Consider the following 20002-nt stretch of genomic DNA (forward strand, 5'->3'; position numbering starts at 1 on the left):
GTTTTTATCCCATCAGAGTGATGAACCGCGTGGTGGATTACGATCCAGCAGCTCTACGCTGCCATCCTCGTTCTGCTGTTCCAGAATCACATCAAATCCCCACAGACGATGCACATGCTTCAGCACCTCGCGACGGCTCTTATCCAGCGGCGTGCGGCTCTGCGGCACATAGCGCAGAGTCAGCGAACGGTCACCGCGCAGATCGACGTTATAGACCTGAATATTCGGTTCGAGATTACTCAGGTTGTACTGCGCGGAGAGCTGCTGGCGAATCGCCCGGTAGCCCGCCTCATCGTGGATCGCGGCGATTTCGAGATAGTTGTTGCGGTCATCATCCAGTACGGTAAACAGACGGAAATCGCGCATGACTTTCGGCGACAGGAACTGGCTGATAAAACTCTCATCCTTGAACTCGCGCATCGCAAAATGCAGCGTTTCCAGCCAGTCGGAACCAGCGATATCCGGGAACCAGTAGCGATCCTCTTCGGTCGGCGACTGACAGATACGCTTGATATCCTGCATCATCGCGAACCCTAAAGCATAGGGGTTGATGCCGTTATACCACTGACTGTTATAGGGCGGCTGAAACACGACGTTGGTGTGGCTGTGCAGGAACTCCATCATAAAGCGTTCCGACACTTTGCCTTCATCATAGAGGTGATTGAGGATGGTGTAGTGCCAGAATGTCGCCCAGCCTTCATTCATTACCTGGGTCTGTTTCTGCGGATAGAAATACTGGCTCACCTTGCGCACAATACGCAGGATCTCACGCTGCCATGACTCCAGCAGCGGGGCGTTTTTCTCCATAAAATAGAGCAGGTTTTCCTGCGGCTCAGAGGGGTAGCGCGCGGCTTCAAAGGTCACGGCCTCTTTCTCACGCCGTGGCAGCGTTCGCCACAGGGTGTTCACCTGACTTTGCAGATACTCTTCACGGCTTTTCTGCCGCGCCTTCTCCTCCTGCAGAGAGATTTTCTGCGGGCGCTTATAGCGATCGACGCCATAATTCATTAAGGCATGGCAGGAGTCGAGCAGCCGCTCTACCTCTTCGACGCCATAGCGCTCTTCGCAGTCACTGATATAGTTTTTGGCAAATAACAGGTAATCGACAATCGACCCGGCATCCGTCCAGCTTCGGAACAGATAATTATTTTTAAAGAAAGAGTTGTGGCCATAGCAGGCATGCGCCATCACCAGCGCCTGCATGGTCATGGTGTTCTCTTCCATCAGGTAGGCGATGCAGGGATTAGAGTTGATGACAATCTCATAGGCCAGACCCTGCTGACCATGCTTATAGCGCTGCTCGGTCTCGATAAACTTTTTGCCGAATGACCAGTGTGAATAGTTGATTGGCATGCCGACGCTGGAGTAGGCATCCATCATCTGTTCAGAGGTAATCACTTCGATTTGGTGCGGGTAGGTATCAAGCCGGTAGAGTTTAGCCACCCGGTCGATCTCGGCTAAGTAGACATCAAGCAGTTCGAATGTCCAGTCTGGTCCGTCATTGAGTCGTTTGCTGTCTCTGATGGCTTCGTCAAAGATTGTCGTCATAGCGCACCTCTTTTTTGCAAACCGGCTGACCCGAAAGACAACCCGTTCTGGTTATTTAAGGCTTCATCCTGAAAAAGGGAACCCGAAAAAAACTGAGCGAACACAACAATGATAGCCCACTGTCGCTTATCCGAAATGCGAACTCAAACGAATTCTTTGGCACAAAATCATTAAGAGGCCTGCGGTAGGGAGTTTAATAGCCTTTAATTCTGACCATATTATAAATTGCGGAATCAAATCCTGTTTATAAGCGGAATGTATGGGGTTGAATGAATCTCCTGCAACAGGCAGATTTAACTGCCTTCGTTGTCATTTATTTCTGTGTTTAAGGATTAAGACGCATAAAGCGCTGAAATTGGCCGTGCGACAAGATTTTAGTTACCTGAAAAGTAAAAAAGATGTGAAATGGATGGTGAAATTCTGTGGTGGTGTCTGCTGTGTAAATCCGCTGACTATCATCAGTTGAACAGTGAATTATGCTTTTACAGGTCGGGTGGGGGAGCTATGCACGTTGTAATTCTTGGAAGTGGTGTGGTCGGGGTGGCAAGTGCCTGGTATCTGGCACGTGCCGGACATCAGGTGACGGTCATTGATCGTCAGCCCGCCGCAGCGATGGAGACCAGTGCAGGGAATGCCGGTCAGATCTCTCCGGGTTATGCCGCACCCTGGGCAGCGCCCGGCGTGCCATTGAAAGCGGTGAAGTGGATGTTTCAGCGCCACGCGCCGCTGGCTATCCGGCTGGATGGCAGTAGTTTTCAGCTGGAGTGGATGTGGCACATGCTGCGCAACTGCGACATTAATCACTATCAGCAGAACAAAAGCCGCATGGTGCGGATTGCTGAATATAGCCGTGACTGTCTGAAAGCGCTGCGCAGTGAAACCGGCATCGCCTATGAGGGCCGTCAGGGCGGGACGCTGCAACTGTTCCGTACCCAGCAGCAGTTCGACAGCGCCAGCAAAGATATTGCGGTGCTGCGCGACGCGGGCGTGCCCTATGAGCTGCTGCAGGCGCATGAACTGTCTCGCGTTGAACCGGCACTGGCGGCAACCCAGCATAAACTCACTGGCGGATTACGCCTGCCCAATGATGAAACCGGCGACTGTCAGCTCTTTACTCAGCGGCTGGCAAAAATGGCCGAAGAGGCGGGCGTGGTCTTCCGCTTTAATACTCCGGTCGACCACCTGCTGCGCGATGGCAATCGCATCTATGGCGTGAAGTGCGGTGATGAGATCATCAAGGCGGACAGCTATGTGGTGGCGTTTGGTTCCTACTCGACCGCGCTGTTAAAAAATGTCATCGATATTCCGGTCTATCCGCTGAAAGGCTATTCACTCACTATTCCGATTAAAAATCCTGACGCCGCACCGGTTTCAACTATCCTGGATGAGACCTACAAAGTGGCGGTGACGCGGTTTGACGATCGTATTCGTGTCGGCGGCATGGCGGAAATTGTTGGTTTTAACACCAAACTCACCGAAGCGCGGCGGGAAACGCTGGAGATGGTGGTCAGTGATCTCTATCCTGAAGGCGGTCATCTCGCGCAGGCGAGTTTCTGGACCGGTCTGCGTCCGATGACGCCAGACGGTACGCCGATTGTGGGCGCCACACCGATCTCTAATCTCTGGCTCAATACCGGTCACGGTACGCTGGGCTGGACGATGGCGTGTGGTTCTGGTCAGTTGCTGGCCGATCTCATCTCCGGTAAAAAGCCGGCCATTGCGGCGGATGACTTAGCGGTGTTCCGCTACTTACCCGGTTTCGCGGCGACCTCATCGCCGCTGCGTAACGCCAACGCAACTCGTTAAGTATTCAGGGAGAGAGAGGATGTCACGTCCGATTGTCGCTACCATCAACCAGCAGGCGTTACGTCATAACCTGACTGTTGTTCGCCAGGCGGCACCCGCCTCCCGCGTCTGGTCAGTGGTGAAAGCTAATGCTTATGGCCATGGCATTGAGCGCGTGCGCGAGGCGTTATCTGCCACCGACGGCTTCGCGCTTCTTAATATGGAAGAGGCGATCCAGCTGCGCGAGCAGGGCTGGAAAAAACCGATTCTGCTGCTGGAGGGTTTCTTCCAGCCAGAGGATCTGCAGTTGATTGACCGTTATCGTCTCACCACCAGCGTACACAGTAACTGGCAAATCAACGCGCTGGCCAGTGCCAGACTTGCAGCACCGGTGGATATCTATCTCAAAATGAACAGCGGGATGAACCGACTGGGTTTTCGCCCGGAACAGGTCAACGGCGCATGGCAAAAGCTGCGGGCGCTCAGTACGGTAGGTGAGATGACGCTGATGGCCCATTTTGCCGATGCGGAAAATCCGCAGGGTCTGATTGCGCCACTGCAGCGAGTAGAGCAGGCGGCTGAGGGGCTGAACTGTCCGCGATCGCTCTCCAACTCCGCCTGCACCCTGTGGCATCCTGAAGCGCACTTTGACTGGGTCCGTCCCGGCATCATTCTGTATGGCGCGTCACCCAGCGGTGACTGGCAGGACATTGCAGGCAGTGGCCTGAAGCCGGTGATGACCTTAAGCAGTGAGATTATTGCGGTCCAGCAGCTACAGGCGGGCGATGGCGTGGGTTACGGCTACCGCTATCACGCCAGTGCAGCGCAGCGAATTGGCGTGGTGGCCTGTGGCTACGCGGATGGCTATCCACGGCATGCCCCGACGGGTACGCCCGTCTGTGTCGATGGCGTGATGACTCAGGTGGTTGGTGCGGTTTCGATGGATATGATCACCGTCGACTTGACCCCCTGTCCCCAGGCCGGTATTGGCTCAGCCGTGGAGCTGTGGGGTGAGCAGGTGAAAATCGATCAGGTGGCAAAAGCGGCCGGAACGGTAGGGTACGAGCTGATGTGTGCGCTGGCACCCCGCGTTCCGGTAACCGTTATTTAAGCGCGGTCAGGCTGCCGCGCATCTTTCTGCTGCAGCGCCAGGCGATAAACGCCAGCGCTGCACCCAGCAGCATCATCAGACTCAGCGACAGCTTCTCCGCCACCGGCAACGCCACAATGACCAGGCTGCCTGACGCGCCACCGGCCATCTGAATGAATCCCTGCAAGGCGGACGCCACGCCCGCCTGTTGCTGATAGGGCTCCAGCGCATAGCTGGTGGCCGGTCCTACCGTAAAGGCCAGCCCGGCAACTGAAACGGCCACCGGGAACATGTAAAGCGCCCAGTGCGTCTGCATCTCCGCCGGGAAGATCTGCATCCCCGCTACCAGCAGCACCGCGCCCAGCAGCATAGTGAAGAATCCCATCGCCAGGCAGAAAGGGCGACCCGCTTTGCGAATCGCTTTATTGACGAACATGCTGACAAACATGATCCAGAAACCGTTGGCGCCAAAAGCAAAAGAGAACTGGATTGGCGTCAGCCCGCCTTCGGTCATTAATACCTGCGGTGCCAGCGAAACGTAGGTCAGCACCATGCCCAGCGCACCGGCATTGGCAAACGCGAACGCCAGAAAGCGCGGCTGACGCAGGATCGCGGCATACTGTTTAATCGGTAATCCTTTCACCCGCAGGGTATCCGCCGGGCGCGTCTCTGGCAGCCAGATAATCACCAGCAGCGTAATCAGCACGCCGTAGGCGCAGAGAAACCAGAAGGGCGCGCGCCAGTCAAAGGCGCTTGCCAGCAAACCGCCCAGCAGCGGAGCCAGGGCCGGGACGATGTTTAATGCGCCATTCAGGAAGCCATACGCACGGGCGGCATCATCACCGCTCAGGCGATCACGCACGCCGCTAAAGGCCACGACCGCGCTGCAGCAGACGCCACAGCCCTGCACCAGGCGGGCAAGGACGAACAGCGGGAATGAGGTAGCGGTGGCGGCGATGGCACTCCCCGTGATGTAAAGCGCCAGGCCCAGCAGGGCAATCGGCTTACGGCCATAGTTGTCCACCAGCGGGCCGGTCACCAGTTGTCCCAGTCCCATGACCAGCAGAAACAGGGGAATGGTGGTCTGCACCAGATTAACCGGCGTATCCAGCCCTTCTGCGATTTGTGGCAGCGTGGGCAAATAGAGATCGATGCCTAAGGGTGCCAGCAGCACCAGGCTTAATAACAGCAGAGTAAATTTTTGCATAACAACCAGAGGGTAAGCGTTCTGTTAAAAAACGATCGCAGAGGGTAATGATTCAGCGGCAAAAAAGATAGAGGAAGTCGTGCGGAAAGTGCGATGCCTGCTGTAAACAGGCATCGCCGAGGTCTGATTAGTAAGCGCCGTCGCGGCGTAACACCACGCCTGCGGTTTTGAACAGGATCGCGATATCGGTCCAGAGCGCCCAGTTTTTGACATACCAGGAGTCAAAATAGACGCGGGTGTCGTAGTCGATATCGTTACGTCCGCTGACCTGCCACAGACCGGTCATACCCGGCTTGGCCATCAGGTAGTAGTCGACATCACCGGCATAACGCTCCAGCTCAGCTTCAATCACCGGACGCGGGCCAACCAGGCTCATCTCGCCACGAATCACGTTCCACAGCTGCGGCAACTCGTCGAGGCTGGTTTTACGCAGGAAACTACCAATCCGGGTCACGCGCGGGTCATTCTTCAGTTTGAAATCTTTGTCCCACTCAATTCGTGCCTCTTCGCTGGTTGCCAGTAATTTCTCCAGCACCTCTTTGGAATTGGTCACCATGGAACGGAATTTCAGACATTTGAATTTTTTGCCATTCTGGCCCACACGCTCGTGACCATAAATGGCATTGCCGCCATCACGTTTTACCATATAACAGAGCAGGGCGAAGATTGGGCCGAGGAACAGCAGCAACATCGACGCCACCACGATATCAAAGGCGCGCTTCATGAAACGGGAGGAGTGTTTCGCCAGGTTGTTGCTGACACGCAGAATCATCACTTCATGGCTGAAGATAAAGGACATGTCGGTGCCGTAAAGCGGCACGCCGCGCAGCGTCGGGATCACTGAAACTGAACGGCAGTTCATCTTCGACAGGAATTTCAGCCAGCGATCGCGCATCGGCTGCTGCTCATACTCCATAGCCACAATAAACTGCACGTTGTCACGGTCAATGGTCTGCCAGTTGATATCTTTCCAGGTGATCACCGGCACGCCATTCACGCTCTGCTGAGCCGGAACATCATCGACCGAGATAAAGGCCTGTACGTTGTAGCCCAGAATCTCTTCACTCTGCAGCGCCGCGTAAGCTTCGGTGGCGTTTCTGCCGGAGCCAATAATGATGGTCTCTTTCTGCCACTGACCCGCCTTGTGAATGGCACGTTTAACCAGAGCACGCATCAGCGGCAGCAGCAGCAGGGCATAAGTCCAGCTGAAGACCCACACCATGCGGGAGAAATCCCATTTAGAGAAGGCGATCAACGCGAGGTCGAGCAGCGAGAAAACAAATAATGTTTTAATGATCTCTTTCAGCTCAAACCAGAAGGGTTTGCGATAGGTATAGTGACGCAGGCGTACCCAGAACCAGCCGGTACACATGACTGACATAATAAACTGTGCCACAAAACGATATTCAATTTGATGAGGTGGAATAAAGGTATCCAGCTCGCCCCAAATACCCTGTATCGTCGCGGCAGATAAAAACAGTGCGAGGTTAAGTGCAATCAGATCGGAAAAGCTCAGGGCGAATTTCACGATGATATTTTTACGCGTGCCGCTCCACGAGCGGCTCGGGCTATTCATTATCAATGTACTTGCCATAAAACCTGCTCTCTTTCTCAAGTAAAAGATGGCCTGACCAGAATCATGTACGCGCTCAGGGGTGGGCTTCTGAAAAATTAAAAAATAATTTTCAGTCTGTTGCAGTCAGTAAAGCCAGTGCAGCTGCAAAAAAGATAACGGCTAAAGCGTGATAGTACTCACGAAATGTTGCAGCATTGAGAATGAGTATGCAGGAGTTATTTGACAGAGTTAATACGGAAAAAATCTGAAAACATCAAAAGTGATTAAAGTTTTAAATGGCTAAGTTTTGGTTTTTACTGGATAAAATAAGGCGGGGGTTAGTTATAACCAAACTGTTTAAGACGCTTTTTAGGAATTACCGCCAAATCTTACGACTGGCGGTAGTGATAACGGACTCAGGCAGGTTTTTTTAAAATCCAGCGGTCCTGCTGTTTATCGTAATGACCAATCTGCAGATCCACCGGTTCTCCGTCAATCCATGCCGGGACGCTGGTATCGCGATCCCAGCCATCAAGTTGGGTAATTAAGCCGGGATTGGTGTGACAGGGGATGCTGACGGTGTCGAGGTTCTCACTGTCAAGATCGGCATCAACAATCTCATAACGACCAATTTTAACCACGTGTCCCATTCATTTCTCCCGTTTTTGCTGGCATAGACTTTTAAGCTTAGCGTATCGACAGAAAATAACGTGGCTGAATGATTAGGATTATTCCTTCTCTTCAGCCGGACGGACACCAATCTTCACAATACGGTTATCCTCTTTCTCCGCGACGGTCCACGTCAGCTGATTCCACTCAACCTGATCGCCAACCACCGGCGCGCCGCCCAGCATACTCAGCACCAGTTGTCCCAGCGACTGCTGATCGTTGGTGTTCTCATCCAGTTCCAGTCCGTAAATCTGCGCAATATCGCGCAGGCGAGCTTCAGCATCCAGAATAAAGTCACCAAAGAAACGCTGGTCGAGGGAAACCGGCGGCGACTGGCTGAACATCTTACCCAGCGCCGGCAGATCGCGCTCACGGCCAATCACGCAGATGACGTCGTTCTCCCTGAGACGCGTCCCATCATTCGGATGCATCAGCACATTGTCACGGAACAGGGCGGCGATGCGGGTCTCACGCGGCATCTGCAGGTCACGCAGTGCGGCACCGATGCACCACTTGTCAGCGCTGAGCTGGTAGACAAACTGCTCCCACGGATTTTCGGGGTGGATATCCAGACCGATACGGCTGATAGGCGATGCGGTAGGCGGCACCACCACTTTGGCTTTTTTCGCTGCAAAGCCCAGCGAGGTGCCCTGCAACATCAGGGAGACCAGCACCACAAAGAAGGCGATATTAAAATAGAGCGACGCGTTTTCTAATCCGGCCATCATCGGGAAGACCGCAAGGATAATCGGCACCGCGCCGCGTAAACCGACCCAGCTGATAAAGACGCGTTCGCGGGTGGTAAAACTGCGAAACGGCAGCAGACCAATAAAGACCGACAGTGGGCGCGCCACCAGAATCAGCCACAGTGAGAGGATCATCGCCGGAACTGCGATATGCCACAAATCAGACGGGGTTACCAGCAGTCCCAGCACGATGAACATGCCAATCTGACTCAGCCACGCCATGCCGTCAAAGGTCTGCAGAATGCCGTGACGGTTGCGAATCGGCCTGTTGCCCAGTAAAAAGCCGCACAGATAGACCGCCAGGATGCCGCTGCCCTCTAATACCGTGGTCAGGGCGAACACCAGAATGCCGCCACTCAACGCCAGCAGCGGATAGAGCCCACCGGCCAGACTGATACGGTTAATCAGCTGCTGCAGCGCCCAGCCGCCGCCCAGGCCCAGCACAATACCCAGACCAAACTGCTGCACCAGATGCACCAGGAACATCCAGTCAAGGCCGCTGCGGCCCTGTTCGATCATCTCAATCAGCGTAATGGTCAGGAACACCGCCATCGGATCGTTACTGCCCGATTCAATCTCCAGCGTGGAGCTGACGCGCTCATTCAGGCCTTTGTCACCCAGCAGGGAGAAGACGGCGGCGGCATCCGTAGAGCCGATGATCGCGCCAATCAGGAAGCCCTGCATCATATCCAGGTTAAACAACCAGGCGGCGACCACACCGGTTAAGCCTGCGGTAATCATGACCCCGACGGTCGCCAGCGACAGCGCTGGCCCCAGGGCAACTTTAAATGAGCTGGCTTTGGTCCGCATACCGCCATCCAGCAGGATAATCGCCAGCGCCAGGTTTGAGATTAAGTAAGCCGCCGGATAGTTATCAAAGGCGATGCCGCCGATACCATCAACCCCGGTCAGCATGCCGAGAGCGAGGAAGATCACCAGAATAGGGATACCCAGTCTGGATGAGAAAGAGCTGAGCAGAATGCTCGATGCGACCAGCACGGAACCGATGATAAACAGACTGTAGACAATAGTGTGGTTCAAACCCGATCTCCTGAGATATGACAGTGCGGTGCAGCGACTGGTGACAAATATCCATGCTATCTCTGAAAGATAATGTTTTATCAAGGAGTTGTCATTGTGAAAATGATCATTATACGAATTGCTTAACAGCATATGGAATCAGATTAATGTGAAGAATGAGGGGGTTGGCAGGCAAGCGGCAGAAAACAGACTGTTTTAGCAGGTTATTCGGAAGATAAAAAAAGCCGGCGATGAGCCGGCTTAGTGCATCAGGCTTCCGTTGCCTGTTTATGGAACAGCGATCGGAACACCGGGTAGATATCTTCCGGCTCACGAATGTGTTCGATAGCAAAGTTATCGAACGTCGACTGCAGATGCTCATACTCTCGCCACAGCGTCTGATGTGCACGGCGGGTAATCTCGATATAACTGTAATAACGCACCACTGGCAGAATATGCTTCGCCAGGATCTCGTGACAGAGCGGTGAATCGTCGGCCCAGTTATCGCCATCCGACGCCTGCGCAGCATAGATGTTCCACTGCGCCGGGTCATAGCGCTCTTTCACCACCTCATCCATGAGTTTCAGCGCACTCGAAACGATGGTGCCACCGGTCTCCTGGGAGTAGAAGAACTCCTGTTCATCCACCTCTTTGGCCTGCGTGTGATGACGAATGTAAACCACATCAACATTCTTGTAGGTGCGGCTCAGGAACAGGTAAAGCAGGATATAGAAGCGTTTCGCCATATCCTTGGTGGCCTGATCCATGGATCCGGATACATCCATCAGACAGAACATCACTGCCTGGCTGGAAGGCTCCGGCCGTTTCTCAAAGTTTTTGTAGCGCAGGTCGAAGGTGTCGATAAAAGGCACCCGTTCGATACGCGCCCGCAACTCGGCGATCTCTTTGCGCAGCCGCTCCTCCTCCAGAAGCTGAGCCGGTTCAGAGTTCTCAATCTCCAGCAGCGTTTCTTCCAGTTCGTGCAGCATCCGGCGTTTACCCGCCGTCATCGCCGTACGACGCGCCAGCGAGTTCTGCAACGAACGTACGACGCTGATATTGGCAGGCACACCGTTGGAGGTGAAGCCGGCACGGTGGGTCTTATACTCATTCAACTGACGATGCTGGTTCCGGCGCAGGTTAGGCAGGGCGAGATCTTCAAACAGCAGGTCCAGATACTCATCTTTCGATATCTGAAAGACAAATTCATCCTGACCTTCACCATCCTGACTGGCATTGCCCTGGCCACTGCCGCCGCCGCCACCACCCTGCGGTCGCTCGACCCGGTCATTCTGCACAAAATGGTCGTTGCCCGGATGGACCCGATGGCGGTTGCCGCCGCGTCCCTGATGGAAAATTGGCTCATTGATGTCGTCAATCGGGATAGAGACAGACTCACCGCTGCTTACATCGGTCACCGAGCGTTTATTGATGGCCTCGGAGATCGACTGCTTAATTTGCGACTTATAACGGCGCAAGAAGCGCTGGCGGTTTACCGCGCTCTTGTTTTTGCCGTTGAGTCGGCGATCGATGAAATAGGCCATGGTATTCCCCCAAACTACATTGTAAGCAGGCCGGGCGAACCCGACCTTGTCAGACCGGTATCACTTACCGGCAAGCTTACAGACTCTTATCAGGACGATTTACGCACACGCAAATACCATTCACACAGCAGGCGAACCTGTTTGCGGGTATAGCCTTTTTCCATCATGCGATCGACAAAATCATCATGCTTTTTCTGCTCATCGGTAGAGGTCTTGGTATTAAACGAAATCACCGGCAGCAACTCTTCCGTATTTGAGAACATTTTCTTCTCGATCACGGTGCGTAATTTCTCGTAACTGGTCCAGTTCGGGTTGCGACCGTTATTGTGTGCCCTGGCGCGCAGCACGAAGTTGACGATCTCATTACGGAAATCTTTCGGGTTACTGATGCCAGCGGGCTTCTCGATTTTCTCCAGTTCCGCGTTGAGCGATTCACGATCAAACAGCTGTCCGGTATCGGGATCGCGATACTCCTGATCCTGAATCCAGAAGTCGGCATAGGTCACATAGCGGTCAAAGATGTTCTGACCATATTCAGAGTAAGATTCCAGATAGGCGGTCTGAATCTCTTTGCCGATAAACTCAGCATATTTGGGGATCAGATAGCCTTTGAGGTGCTCAAGGTATTTCTCGGCCTGATCCTGTGGGAACTGTTCGCGCTCAATCTGCTGCTCCAGTACATAGAACAGGTGCACCGGGTTGGCCGCCACTTCGGCGTGGTCAAAGTTAAATACCCGCGACAGAATCTTAAAGGCAAAGCGGGTTGAAAGGCCGTTCATCCCCTCATCCACACCGGCGTAATCATGATACTCCTGCCAGGACTTCGCCTTAGGGTCGGTATCTTTCAGGCTTTCACCATCGTAGACCCGCATTTTGGAATAGATGCTGGAGTTATCCGGATCCTTGAGACGTGACAGGATAGAGAAGCGTGCCAGCGTTTCCAGCGTACCCGGTGCACAGGGCGAGGTCGCCAGCTCACTGTGATTAAGTAACTTGTCGTAGATTTTGATCTCTTCAGAGACCCGCAGGCAGTAGGGCACCTTGACGATATAGACACGGTCAAGGAACGCCTCATTATTCTTGTTATTACGGAACGTCACCCACTCTGATTCGTTGGAGTGCGCCAGAATAATGCCGTTAAACGGCAGCGCCGAAATCCCCTCGGTGCCGTTGTAGTTCCCTTCCTGCGTCGCCGTCAGTAACGGGTGCAGCACCTTGATAGGCGCTTTGAACATCTCAACGAATTCCATGATGCCCTGGTTCGCACGGCAGAGTGCGCCGGAGTAACCGTAAGCATCAGGATCGTTTTGCGCGTGGTTTTCCAGTTTACGGATATCCACTTTACCGACCAGCGCAGAGATATCCTGGTTATTCTCATCACCCGGTTCAGTTTTGGCAATCGCCAGCTGTTCCAGGATTGACGGCCAGACTTTCACCACTTTGAAACGCGAGATATCGCCGCCGAAGTCGTGAAGTCGCTTAGCGGCCCACGGCGACATAATCGTGCCGAGATAACGGCGCGGCACGCCATACTCTTTTTCGAGAATATGCGCATCTTCCTGCGGATTAAACAGGCAGAGAGGGTGGTCATTAACCGGGCTGCGTTCCCCGTCGGCGCTCAGTACATAGATGGGTACCCGCTGCATCAGCGACTTAAGCCGTTCCGCCAGTGAGGATTTACCGCCACCTACCGGTCCCAGTAAATAGAGGATCTGTTTCTTCTCTTCCAGTCCCTGAGCGGCATGTTTCAGGTAGGAGACGATCTGTTCAATCGCTTCCTCCATGCCGTAAAACTCCTCGAACGCCGGATAGCGTCCCATCACACGGTTGGAGAATATTCTGGAAAGGCGTGGCTCCTGAGCAGTATCGACCATTACTGGCTCTCCGATAGCCATTAACAGTCGCTCTGCAGCGTTGGCGTATGCACTGCGATCCTGCTTACAGATGGCAAGAAATTCCTGCAGTGTGAACTCTTCGTCCTTGGCAGCTTCATAACGCTGACGATAGTGATCGAATATATTCATAGCGATGCCCGTCCTTTCGTTTTTAGCACAGGTAAGGAGCGTAATTAGAGGCTTATAGCAGCTCCCGGAAGATATTCTCTGTTGAGTACAGCAACCCTTATGCCAACCTGATCTTTCTTATCGGGATACACAACTTTTGTGGTTACTCTGCTCGTACAAAATGTCTGCTGTTACTTCTAACTGTAGATGGCTTCTAGGAAATTTCCTCCACGGGTTTGGGTTAATGAGGGGAAGATCAACTGTACAGCGGGTCTGTTGTGAGATGCGTTCATATGGGTGATGCTTTAACTTAACGTGTTTTTAACCTTTAATGCCACTTTCATCGATCAGTCACTTAAAGGATTTCGATATAAGTTAATCCAGCCGTGAAAAAACGTTAGACTTCCTGTTTGATTGTTATATTTATGGAATGAATAAATTGTGAACCAATTCAAATTTAAGACGCTTGTTGCACTTCTGCCCTGTTATTTACTGGCCACGCACGCGAATGCCGCACCGCTTTCCATTGGTGCGTCGGTTATCTATGCCGAATCACCTTATCGCGGCGGCCAGGACCGGTATATCCCCGTTCCGGTTATCAATTATGAGGGTGAAGACTTCTGGTTCCGTAGCCTGCAGGGCGGCTACTACCTGTGGAAAGATCCTCAGAACCAGCTGTCACTGACGCTGCTGGGGTCACCGCAGGAGTACAAACCCAGCGACAACGACCTGGGCGACATGAAAGGGCTGGATAAACGCCGCATGACGCTGATGGGGGGTGCAACCTATCGTCACACCGCTGACTGGGGGATTGTCCGTACCTCATTGCTGGGGGATGTGCTCAATAACAGCAACGGGATGATCTGGGACCTGACATACCTCTATCGCTTCCAGATGGGTGACTTCAGCCTGACGCCGGGCATCGGGGCCACGTGGAACAGCGCCAATCAAAACCGTTATTACTATGGTGTATCCGGGCACGAAAGCGCCCGTACCGGCATCAGCCGTTACAATCCGGATGACAGCTGGTCACCTTATGTGGAACTGAGCGCCAGCTATCAGATTGCGCCACAGTGGAATGCCAGCGTCATGGGACGTTACGTCCGCTTCGACAGCGAAATCAAAGACAGCCCGATGATTGATAAAAGCGGGCAGGCGTTAATCTGGACGGGTGTCAGCTATACCTTCTGATAACGCACCAAAAGAGGGCATTTATTGCCCTCTGTTCTTTTACAGGGCCTCAGAATGGGGCGGGAGAGCAGAATGCGTAACACGATTAACTTTGCCGGTTTTGGCGATCTGCCGGTGATCGGTCAGGGCACCTGGTATATGGGTGAAAACCCGGCGCAGCGTGCTGATGAAGTCGCTGCATTGCAGGCGGGTCTTGAGTGCGGCTTGAAGCTTATCGATACCGCCGAAATGTATGCAGATGGCGGAGCCGAAGAGGTGGTCGGGCAGGCACTGCTGGGCCGTCGCGACCGGGCGCTGCTGGTCTCCAAAGTTTATCCGTGGAATGCGGGCGAAGTGGATGCCATTGCAGCCTGTGAGCGCAGCCTGCGCCGTCTGCAAACCGATTATCTCGATCTCTATCTTTTGCACTGGCGCGGCAATATTCCGCTGGAAGAGACACTGCGCGCCATGGAACGCCTGCAGCAGCAGGGCAAAATTCGTCACTGGGGCGTATCGAATTTTGACACCGATGATATGGCCGAACTGTGGGATGAAGAGAAGGGCGAGGCCTGCGCGACCAATCAGGTGCTCTATCATCTGGCTTCACGCGGCATTGAATTTGATCTGCTGCCGGCATGTCAGCAGCGTGGCGTACCGGTCATGGCCTATTGTCCGCTGGCCCAGGCCGGACGGCTACGTGACTCACTCTTTACCGATCCGCAGCTGACTCAGATTGCACAGCAGAAGGGCATCAGCGTGGCGCAATTACTGCTGGCCTGGGTGATTCGTCAGCCAGGGGTGATTGCCATTCCTAAAGCCAGTTCCGTGGCCCACGTTCAGGAAAATGCGGCGGCGCTGGAGGTGGAACTGACCGATGAGGATTTGCAGCTCATCGATCGCGCCTGGCCAGCGCCACAGCATAAGTTGCCGCTGGATATTGTTTAGCCGTTAACGTTGTTGCTGGCTGCGGCTTTCTTTTTGAGGCGGAACGTCGTGGCCAGTCGTGCCGGTTTTTCTCCCGCGCTGCGTAACGGTTTGCTGATACGCGCCGTCTCCACACAGACCATGGTCTTATAGCCCTCATTCGCCATATCCGTCATGCTGCAGGAGAGTTCCACACCCGGATTCCACGTGACAACGTCACTATAATGATGGTGGTACACCTCGATCTGCCGCTCGCCCGCAGTATCATTAATCACTGAGCAATCTTCTGCTGCGGTAAAGATACGGTCGATGCGTCCAGGATAACGCTGTTTGCCGTCGCTGCTGGCCACCTCGCCGTTATTGACTTTGTCGATATAGCTATTGCCCAGACCCGAGACTTCCACACCGTTGATGTCGCTGACGGTAAAGTAGCTGTGCAGAGCCGCCGTCGCTTCAAAGTCACCATAGGCTTCCAGCTCAATCTCACAATGCTGGCCCAGACGGAAGCGGGCAATCAGGGTGAATTCATGCGGCCAGAGCTTCAGCGTCTGAGGGTTGCTCTCCAGCACCAGCGTCAGCATGACGCCCTCTTCATTTTCATCATGCGCCGTAAGCTTCCACGGCTGAACCCGCGCAAAGCCGTGTGCCGGTTCGCCCGCCGGGCCGAACCACGGCCAGCAGATCGGAACGCCGCCACGAATCGCCTTACCCGGTGCAAAGAGACTCTTATCACTCAGCCAGAGTACCGGCTTTTCGCCGCTGGGTTGCCAGGCGATGAGGTGCGCGCCCTGAAGCGTAATGGCTGCCCGCACTTTAGGGTGACTCACAACAATGGCGGGGAGTTCACCTATCTGGCGCTGGGTGAGGTAAGGGGAGATCTGCGTGACCACCGGCAGAGAAAACAGTTTATCTTGCATGTTCGATTCCTTCCTGTGCGGATCAAAAAAAGGGCGACCGAAGTCGCCCTTATTCTCAATGATGTCTGACTGCCTTATTTAGCAGAAACCAGTGCAATCAGGTCGAGAACTTTGTTTGAGTAGCCAGTTTCGTTGTCGTACCAGGAAACCAGTTTCACAAAGTTGTCGTTCAGCGCGATACCGGCTTTAGCGTCAAACACTGAAGTCAGGATTTCGCCGTTGAAGTCGGTAGAAACCACGTCATCTTCAACGTAGCCCAGAACGTCTTTCATCTCACCTTCTGCAGCCGCTTTAATTGCAGCACAGATTTCTTTGTAAGAAGCCGCTTTTTCCAGACGCACGGTCAGGTCAACAACGGAAACGTTAGGGGTTGGTACGCGGAATGCCATACCGGTCAGTTTGCCGTTCAGCTCTGGCAGAACTTTACCAACGGCTTTAGCTGCGCCAGTTGATGAAGGAATGATGTTCTGCGATGCGCCGCGGCCGCCGCGCCAGTCTTTATGAGACGGGCCATCAACGGTTTTCTGGGTAGCAGTGGTGGCGTGAACGGTCGTCATCAGACCTTCAACGATGCCAAACTTGTCGTTGATCACTTTTGCCAGCGGTGCCAGGCAGTTAGTGGTACAGGATGCGTTAGACACGATATCCTGGCCATCATATTTGTCGAAGTTTGCACCACGAACAAACATTGGGGTGTCATCTTTAGATGGACCGGTCAGAACGACTTTCTTAGCACCTGCGGTGATGTGTTTACGCGCGGTTTCGTCGGTCAGGAAGATACCGGTTGCTTCAGCAACAACGTCAACGCCTACTTCATCCCACTTCAGGTTGGCCGGATCACGTTCAGCGGTAACACGGATTTTTTTACCGTTAACCACCAGTGCGCCATCCTGAACTTCTACTGTGCCGTCGAAACGACCGTGAGTAGAGTCATACTTCAGCATGTACGCCATGTAATCCGCGTCCAGCAGGTCGTTGATAGCAACGATTTCGATGTCAGAACGCTTTTGAGCAGCACGGAAAACGATGCGACCGATACGGCCGAAACCGTTGATACCTACTTTGATAGTCATATATTCCACCAGCTATTGGTTAGTGAATAAAAGGTTGCCTGTAAAATTACAAAAACCTTACCAGGCGTCAAGCGGAATCGTGTCAATTGTTGCGACAAATCAATTCGCCTGAAAGGAATTATTCGATGCGCAACCGCTTGCGCGCCGCCAATGATATCGCGCTTCGTTGAATCAATCGCCGAATATATAGGGATGCTCCGGATAAAAGGTGATCGATGTCACAAATCCGCTTAGCAGAGAGCAGGCTGAAAGGGTGAGCACAAAAAAAGACCCGGGTTATGTTGATCATTTGTTAGAATAATAGTCGAATTTTTCAGAATGGCACTGCCCGGAATCCTAAAATGGCTAAAGACACCGCACCCGAAGCAAAAATTGCACAGTTGACTGAAATGCAACGCTACGTCACTCAGCAACGCGGAACGGAACCGCCTTACAGCGGCGCACTGCTGCACAACAAGCAGGAAGGGATCTACCACTGTCTGATCTGTGAGGCGCCACTTTTTCTCTCTGAGACGAAGTATGACTCTGGCTGTGGCTGGCCCAGTTTCTACCAGCCGGTCAGTGATGATGCGATTCGCTATATTGAAGATGATTCACACGGCATGCAGCGTATTGAGATCCGCTGTGGCAGTTGCGATGCGCACCTGGGACATGTCTTCCCTGACGGCCCGCAGCCGACCGGCGAACGCTATTGTGTTAACTCCGCCTCGCTGAATTTCACCGACGAGCAGGGCGAACAGACCAAAGGGTAATGGCGATGAAGGAACAGCTTGAAGCAATGCTTGCATCGATGACGCCTGAAGTCTATCAGCGTCTTGCCACGGCGGTTGAGATTGGTAAATGGCCGGATGGCGTGGCACTGACCCAGGAGCAGCGCGACAATTGCCTGCAGCTGGTCATGATGTGGCAGGCGCGGCACAACGACGCGCCCCAGCACATGACCATCGGCAAAGGTGGCGAAATGGTGATGAAGTCGAAAAAAGAGCTCAAAGAAGAGTTTGGAATTGACCCTGACGTGACCCGCATCCATCTGCATTAAAAAAAAGCTGGCGTCATGCCAGCTCCATTTTAAATCAGAATCGCGCCCTGAGCGGTCATCTGGGCAAAGGCAATTTCGCTGTCCTCGGGATTCAGATTGACGCCCCGGCAGCCCTCTTTAACCACCTCAACGTGATAACCCAGCTCCAGCGCATCCAGCACGCTATATTTTACGCAGTAATCCGTCGCCAGTCCCAGCATCACCAGATGGGTGATCCCACGCTCACGCAGCCAGCTGTCCAGCTCGGTCTTACGGCGATGGCCATTGTCAAAAAAGGCGCTATAGCTGTCGACATCCTGATCCTGGCCCTTATGGAACGTCGCATCGAACAGTGAGCGATCGAGACCCGGATGAAAATCAGCGCCAGTTGAGCCCTGAATGCCGTGATCGGGCCACCAGATCTGGGCCAGACCATTTAACTCGCCCAGCGTGTAGACCGGCTCGCCGGAAACCGAGGCAAAGCTGCCGTGATTCGCCGGATGCCAGTCCTGCAGTGCCAGTACGCATTCACCGTTTTCACGGAACAGTCGCGCATAACGATTTGCCACCTCGACCGTATGGTCGCCCTCATGGACTGCCATCGGGCCGCCGGGGCAAAAATCGTTCTGAATATCAATAATGATGAGTGCCCGCTTCATTACATATCGCTCCGTTTCAGTCTTCAGTCAGTTCGCCGCGCAAATTCTGCTGCATTCTGGCTCGGATTTGATCGGCAGAAAGATCCTGGCTGAGTAAAAAGTGTAGCTTTGTCAGCGCCGCTTCCACGGTGAGGTCAAATCCGCTGATGACACCAGCATGTTCAAGCGCGTTGCCGGTAGCGTATCCGCCCATATTCACTTTGCCGGAAATACACTGGGTGAGATTTACCACCACGATGCCACGCTCGCTGGCCTGCTGCAATTCTGCCAGAAATTCCTTGTTCTGCGGTGCATTACCCACACCATAGGAGCGCAGGATCAATGCTTTGACTGGCTGACGCAGAAAGTTACGCACAACGTCGGCTGAAATCCCGGGATAAATGGTAACCACACCAATGGGCTGAGGCGTAATGGTGTGGACCTTCAGTTCACCCTGACCGGCTGGGGCAGGCGGTGTATTGAGGCGACGAATATGAATGCCCGCTTCCAGCAGCGCAGAGAGGTTGGGCGAAGCAAAGGCGTTGAAGCCGTCTGCATGTGCCTTGGTGGTCCGGTTACCGCGATAGAGCGTGTTATTGAAAAACAGCGACACTTCGCTGATCGGATAGTTGGCCGCCACATAGAGCGAATTTAAGAGATTCTGCTGACCATCTGAACGTAATTCCGCTAACGGAATCTGCGAGCCCGTGACGATAACCGGCTTGGCCAGATTTTCCAGCATAAAGGAGAGTGCTGAGGCGGTAAATGCCATGGTGTCGGTGCCATGCAGGATCACAAAACCATCATAGCGATCGTAGTTCTGACGGATATCTTCTGCGATAGACTGCCAGTCCTGCGGGGTCATGTCGGAAGAGTCGATCAGCGGCTGATACTCATGAATGGTGAAATCAGGCATCTCAGGGCGGTGGAACTCCGGCATGTTAGCCAGCTGTTGCTGCAGGTGTCCGGAGACGGGAATATAACCCTGCGCCGAACGCTGCATACCGATCGTCCCGCCAGTGTAGGCTACGTAGATGTTTTTCTTTTGCATTAGAGAACTCAGACTCGCCATAAAACGCGCAGTATAAGGGGAAT

At 53.6% G+C, this 20002-nt stretch carries 17 protein-coding genes; 6 read left to right on the forward strand and 11 right to left on the reverse strand.

All coding sequences use genetic code 11. The features are described 5' to 3' along the window. Positions 1-12: 12 nt before the first annotated feature. Complete coding sequence (locus tag ACVKSX_RS02430; RefSeq protein WP_022625556.1) at positions 13-1548, reverse strand: SpoVR family protein; 1536 nt, start codon at positions 1546-1548, stop codon at positions 13-15. Positions 1549-2052: 504 nt separating this feature from the next. On the opposite strand from ACVKSX_RS02430, the gene ACVKSX_RS02435 reads away from it, so the two are divergent. After that, positions 2053-3354: a D-amino acid dehydrogenase gene (locus ACVKSX_RS02435; RefSeq protein ID WP_010260588.1), complete on the forward strand. Its 1302-nt coding sequence runs from the start codon at positions 2053-2055 to the stop codon at positions 3352-3354. A gap of 19 nt (positions 3355-3373) precedes the next feature. After that, on the forward strand, positions 3374-4444 hold the full coding sequence (gene dadX / locus ACVKSX_RS02440; RefSeq protein WP_163798564.1) for a catabolic alanine racemase DadX: 1071 nt from the start codon (positions 3374-3376) through the stop codon (positions 4442-4444). Here dadX and ACVKSX_RS02445 read toward each other — a convergent pair. The 6 genes from ACVKSX_RS02445 to yeaG form a co-directional block, all read right to left on the reverse strand. Then, positions 4437-5630, reverse strand: a complete 1194-nt coding sequence (locus tag ACVKSX_RS02445) for a multidrug effflux MFS transporter (RefSeq protein WP_010260592.1) — start codon at positions 5628-5630, stop codon at positions 4437-4439. The genes dadX and ACVKSX_RS02445 overlap by 8 nt on opposite strands. A 127-nt stretch (positions 5631-5757) precedes the next feature. Then, complete coding sequence (gene wbaP / locus ACVKSX_RS02450; RefSeq protein WP_029519111.1) at positions 5758-7224, reverse strand: undecaprenyl-phosphate galactose phosphotransferase WbaP; 1467 nt, start codon at positions 7222-7224, stop codon at positions 5758-5760. Between the two features lie 377 nt (positions 7225-7601). Next, positions 7602-7835, reverse strand: coding sequence for a DUF1480 family protein (locus ACVKSX_RS02455; RefSeq protein ID WP_010260598.1), 234 nt, complete (start codon positions 7833-7835; stop codon positions 7602-7604). Positions 7836-7913: 78 nt separating this feature from the next. Beyond that, on the reverse strand, positions 7914-9641 hold the full coding sequence (locus ACVKSX_RS02460) for a potassium/proton antiporter (RefSeq protein WP_010670274.1): 1728 nt from the start codon (positions 9639-9641) through the stop codon (positions 7914-7916). A 248-nt stretch (positions 9642-9889) separates the two neighbouring features. Further along, positions 9890-11164, reverse strand: coding sequence for a YeaH/YhbH family protein (locus ACVKSX_RS02465; RefSeq protein WP_010260603.1), 1275 nt, complete (start codon positions 11162-11164; stop codon positions 9890-9892). 89 nt (positions 11165-11253) lie between these two features. Continuing rightward, entirely contained in the window at positions 11254-13188 is a 1935-nt protein-coding gene (yeaG, locus tag ACVKSX_RS02470) for a protein kinase YeaG (protein ID WP_010260606.1), read from the reverse strand. A gap of 420 nt (positions 13189-13608) precedes the next feature. Here yeaG and ACVKSX_RS02475 point away from each other — a divergent pair, with 420 nt between their 5' ends. Continuing rightward, positions 13609-14358: a MipA/OmpV family protein gene (locus ACVKSX_RS02475; RefSeq protein WP_033771947.1), complete on the forward strand. Its 750-nt coding sequence runs from the start codon at positions 13609-13611 to the stop codon at positions 14356-14358. 72 nt (positions 14359-14430) lie between these two features. Further along, positions 14431-15282 (forward strand): aldo/keto reductase, encoded by an 852-nt coding sequence (locus tag ACVKSX_RS02480; protein ID WP_060680344.1) that lies wholly within the window; start codon positions 14431-14433, stop codon positions 15280-15282. Here the strand turns inward: ACVKSX_RS02480 and ACVKSX_RS02485 are convergent. Both ACVKSX_RS02485 and gapA read right to left on the reverse strand, forming a co-directional pair. Continuing rightward, positions 15279-16178 (reverse strand): D-hexose-6-phosphate mutarotase, encoded by a 900-nt coding sequence (locus tag ACVKSX_RS02485; RefSeq protein WP_354438299.1) that lies wholly within the window; start codon positions 16176-16178, stop codon positions 15279-15281. The two genes, ACVKSX_RS02480 and ACVKSX_RS02485, sit on opposite strands and share 4 nt — an antisense overlap. Before the next feature lie 74 nt (positions 16179-16252). After that, positions 16253-17251 (reverse strand): glyceraldehyde-3-phosphate dehydrogenase, encoded by a 999-nt coding sequence (gene gapA / locus ACVKSX_RS02490; protein WP_003852747.1) that lies wholly within the window; start codon positions 17249-17251, stop codon positions 16253-16255. A 341-nt stretch (positions 17252-17592) separates the two neighbouring features. On the opposite strand from gapA, the gene msrB reads away from it, so the two are divergent. Beyond that, positions 17593-18003: a peptide-methionine (R)-S-oxide reductase MsrB gene (gene msrB / locus ACVKSX_RS02495; RefSeq protein WP_010670269.1), complete on the forward strand. Its 411-nt coding sequence runs from the start codon at positions 17593-17595 to the stop codon at positions 18001-18003. 5 nt (positions 18004-18008) lie between these two features. Continuing rightward, the gene (locus ACVKSX_RS02500) at positions 18009-18290 is read left to right on the forward strand and encodes a YeaC family protein (RefSeq protein ID WP_003852750.1); all 282 of its coding nucleotides are present in this window, start codon (positions 18009-18011) and stop codon (positions 18288-18290) included. 29 nt (positions 18291-18319) lie between these two features. Here the strand turns inward: ACVKSX_RS02500 and pncA are convergent, their stop codons facing one another. After that, a complete protein-coding gene (pncA, locus tag ACVKSX_RS02505) occupies positions 18320-18928 on the reverse strand; it encodes a bifunctional nicotinamidase/pyrazinamidase (protein WP_010670268.1) in 609 nt (202 codons plus the stop codon). 16 nt (positions 18929-18944) lie between these two features. Continuing rightward, the gene (gene ansA / locus ACVKSX_RS02510; protein ID WP_010260629.1) at positions 18945-19958 is read right to left on the reverse strand and encodes an asparaginase; all 1014 of its coding nucleotides are present in this window, start codon (positions 19956-19958) and stop codon (positions 18945-18947) included. Positions 19959-20002: the final 44 nt, after the last annotated feature.

This window comes from Pantoea sp. PvP021 (assembly GCF_054056055.1).

Excerpts from the sequence above, each read along its gene's own strand:
- gapA (WP_003852747.1), bottom strand. The coding sequence starts at position 17,251 with ATGACTATCAAAGTAGGTATCAACGGTTTCGGCCGTATCGGTCGCATC.
- ansA (WP_010260629.1), bottom strand. The coding sequence starts at position 19,958 with ATGCAAAAGAAAAACATCTACGTAGCCTACACTGGCGGGACGATCGGT.
- ACVKSX_RS02435 (WP_010260588.1), top strand. The coding sequence starts at position 2,053 with ATGCACGTTGTAATTCTTGGAAGTGGTGTGGTCGGGGTGGCAAGTGCC.
- ACVKSX_RS02480 (WP_060680344.1), top strand. The coding sequence starts at position 14,431 with ATGCGTAACACGATTAACTTTGCCGGTTTTGGCGATCTGCCGGTGATC.
- ACVKSX_RS02445 (WP_010260592.1), bottom strand. The coding sequence starts at position 5,630 with ATGCAAAAATTTACTCTGCTGTTATTAAGCCTGGTGCTGCTGGCACCC.
- ACVKSX_RS02500 (WP_003852750.1), top strand. The coding sequence starts at position 18,009 with ATGAAGGAACAGCTTGAAGCAATGCTTGCATCGATGACGCCTGAAGTC.
- msrB (WP_010670269.1), top strand. The coding sequence starts at position 17,593 with ATGGCTAAAGACACCGCACCCGAAGCAAAAATTGCACAGTTGACTGAA.
- ACVKSX_RS02465 (WP_010260603.1), bottom strand. The coding sequence starts at position 11,164 with ATGGCCTATTTCATCGATCGCCGACTCAACGGCAAAAACAAGAGCGCG.
- ACVKSX_RS02485 (WP_354438299.1), bottom strand. The coding sequence starts at position 16,178 with ATGCAAGATAAACTGTTTTCTCTGCCGGTGGTCACGCAGATCTCCCCT.
- yeaG (WP_010260606.1), bottom strand. The coding sequence starts at position 13,188 with ATGAATATATTCGATCACTATCGTCAGCGTTATGAAGCTGCCAAGGAC.
- ACVKSX_RS02430 (WP_022625556.1), bottom strand. The coding sequence starts at position 1,548 with ATGACGACAATCTTTGACGAAGCCATCAGAGACAGCAAACGACTCAAT.
- pncA (WP_010670268.1), bottom strand. The coding sequence starts at position 18,928 with ATGAAGCGGGCACTCATCATTATTGATATTCAGAACGATTTTTGCCCC.
- ACVKSX_RS02455 (WP_010260598.1), bottom strand. The coding sequence starts at position 7,835 with ATGGGACACGTGGTTAAAATTGGTCGTTATGAGATTGTTGATGCCGAT.
- wbaP (WP_029519111.1), bottom strand. The coding sequence starts at position 7,224 with ATGGCAAGTACATTGATAATGAATAGCCCGAGCCGCTCGTGGAGCGGC.
- dadX (WP_163798564.1), top strand. The coding sequence starts at position 3,374 with ATGTCACGTCCGATTGTCGCTACCATCAACCAGCAGGCGTTACGTCAT.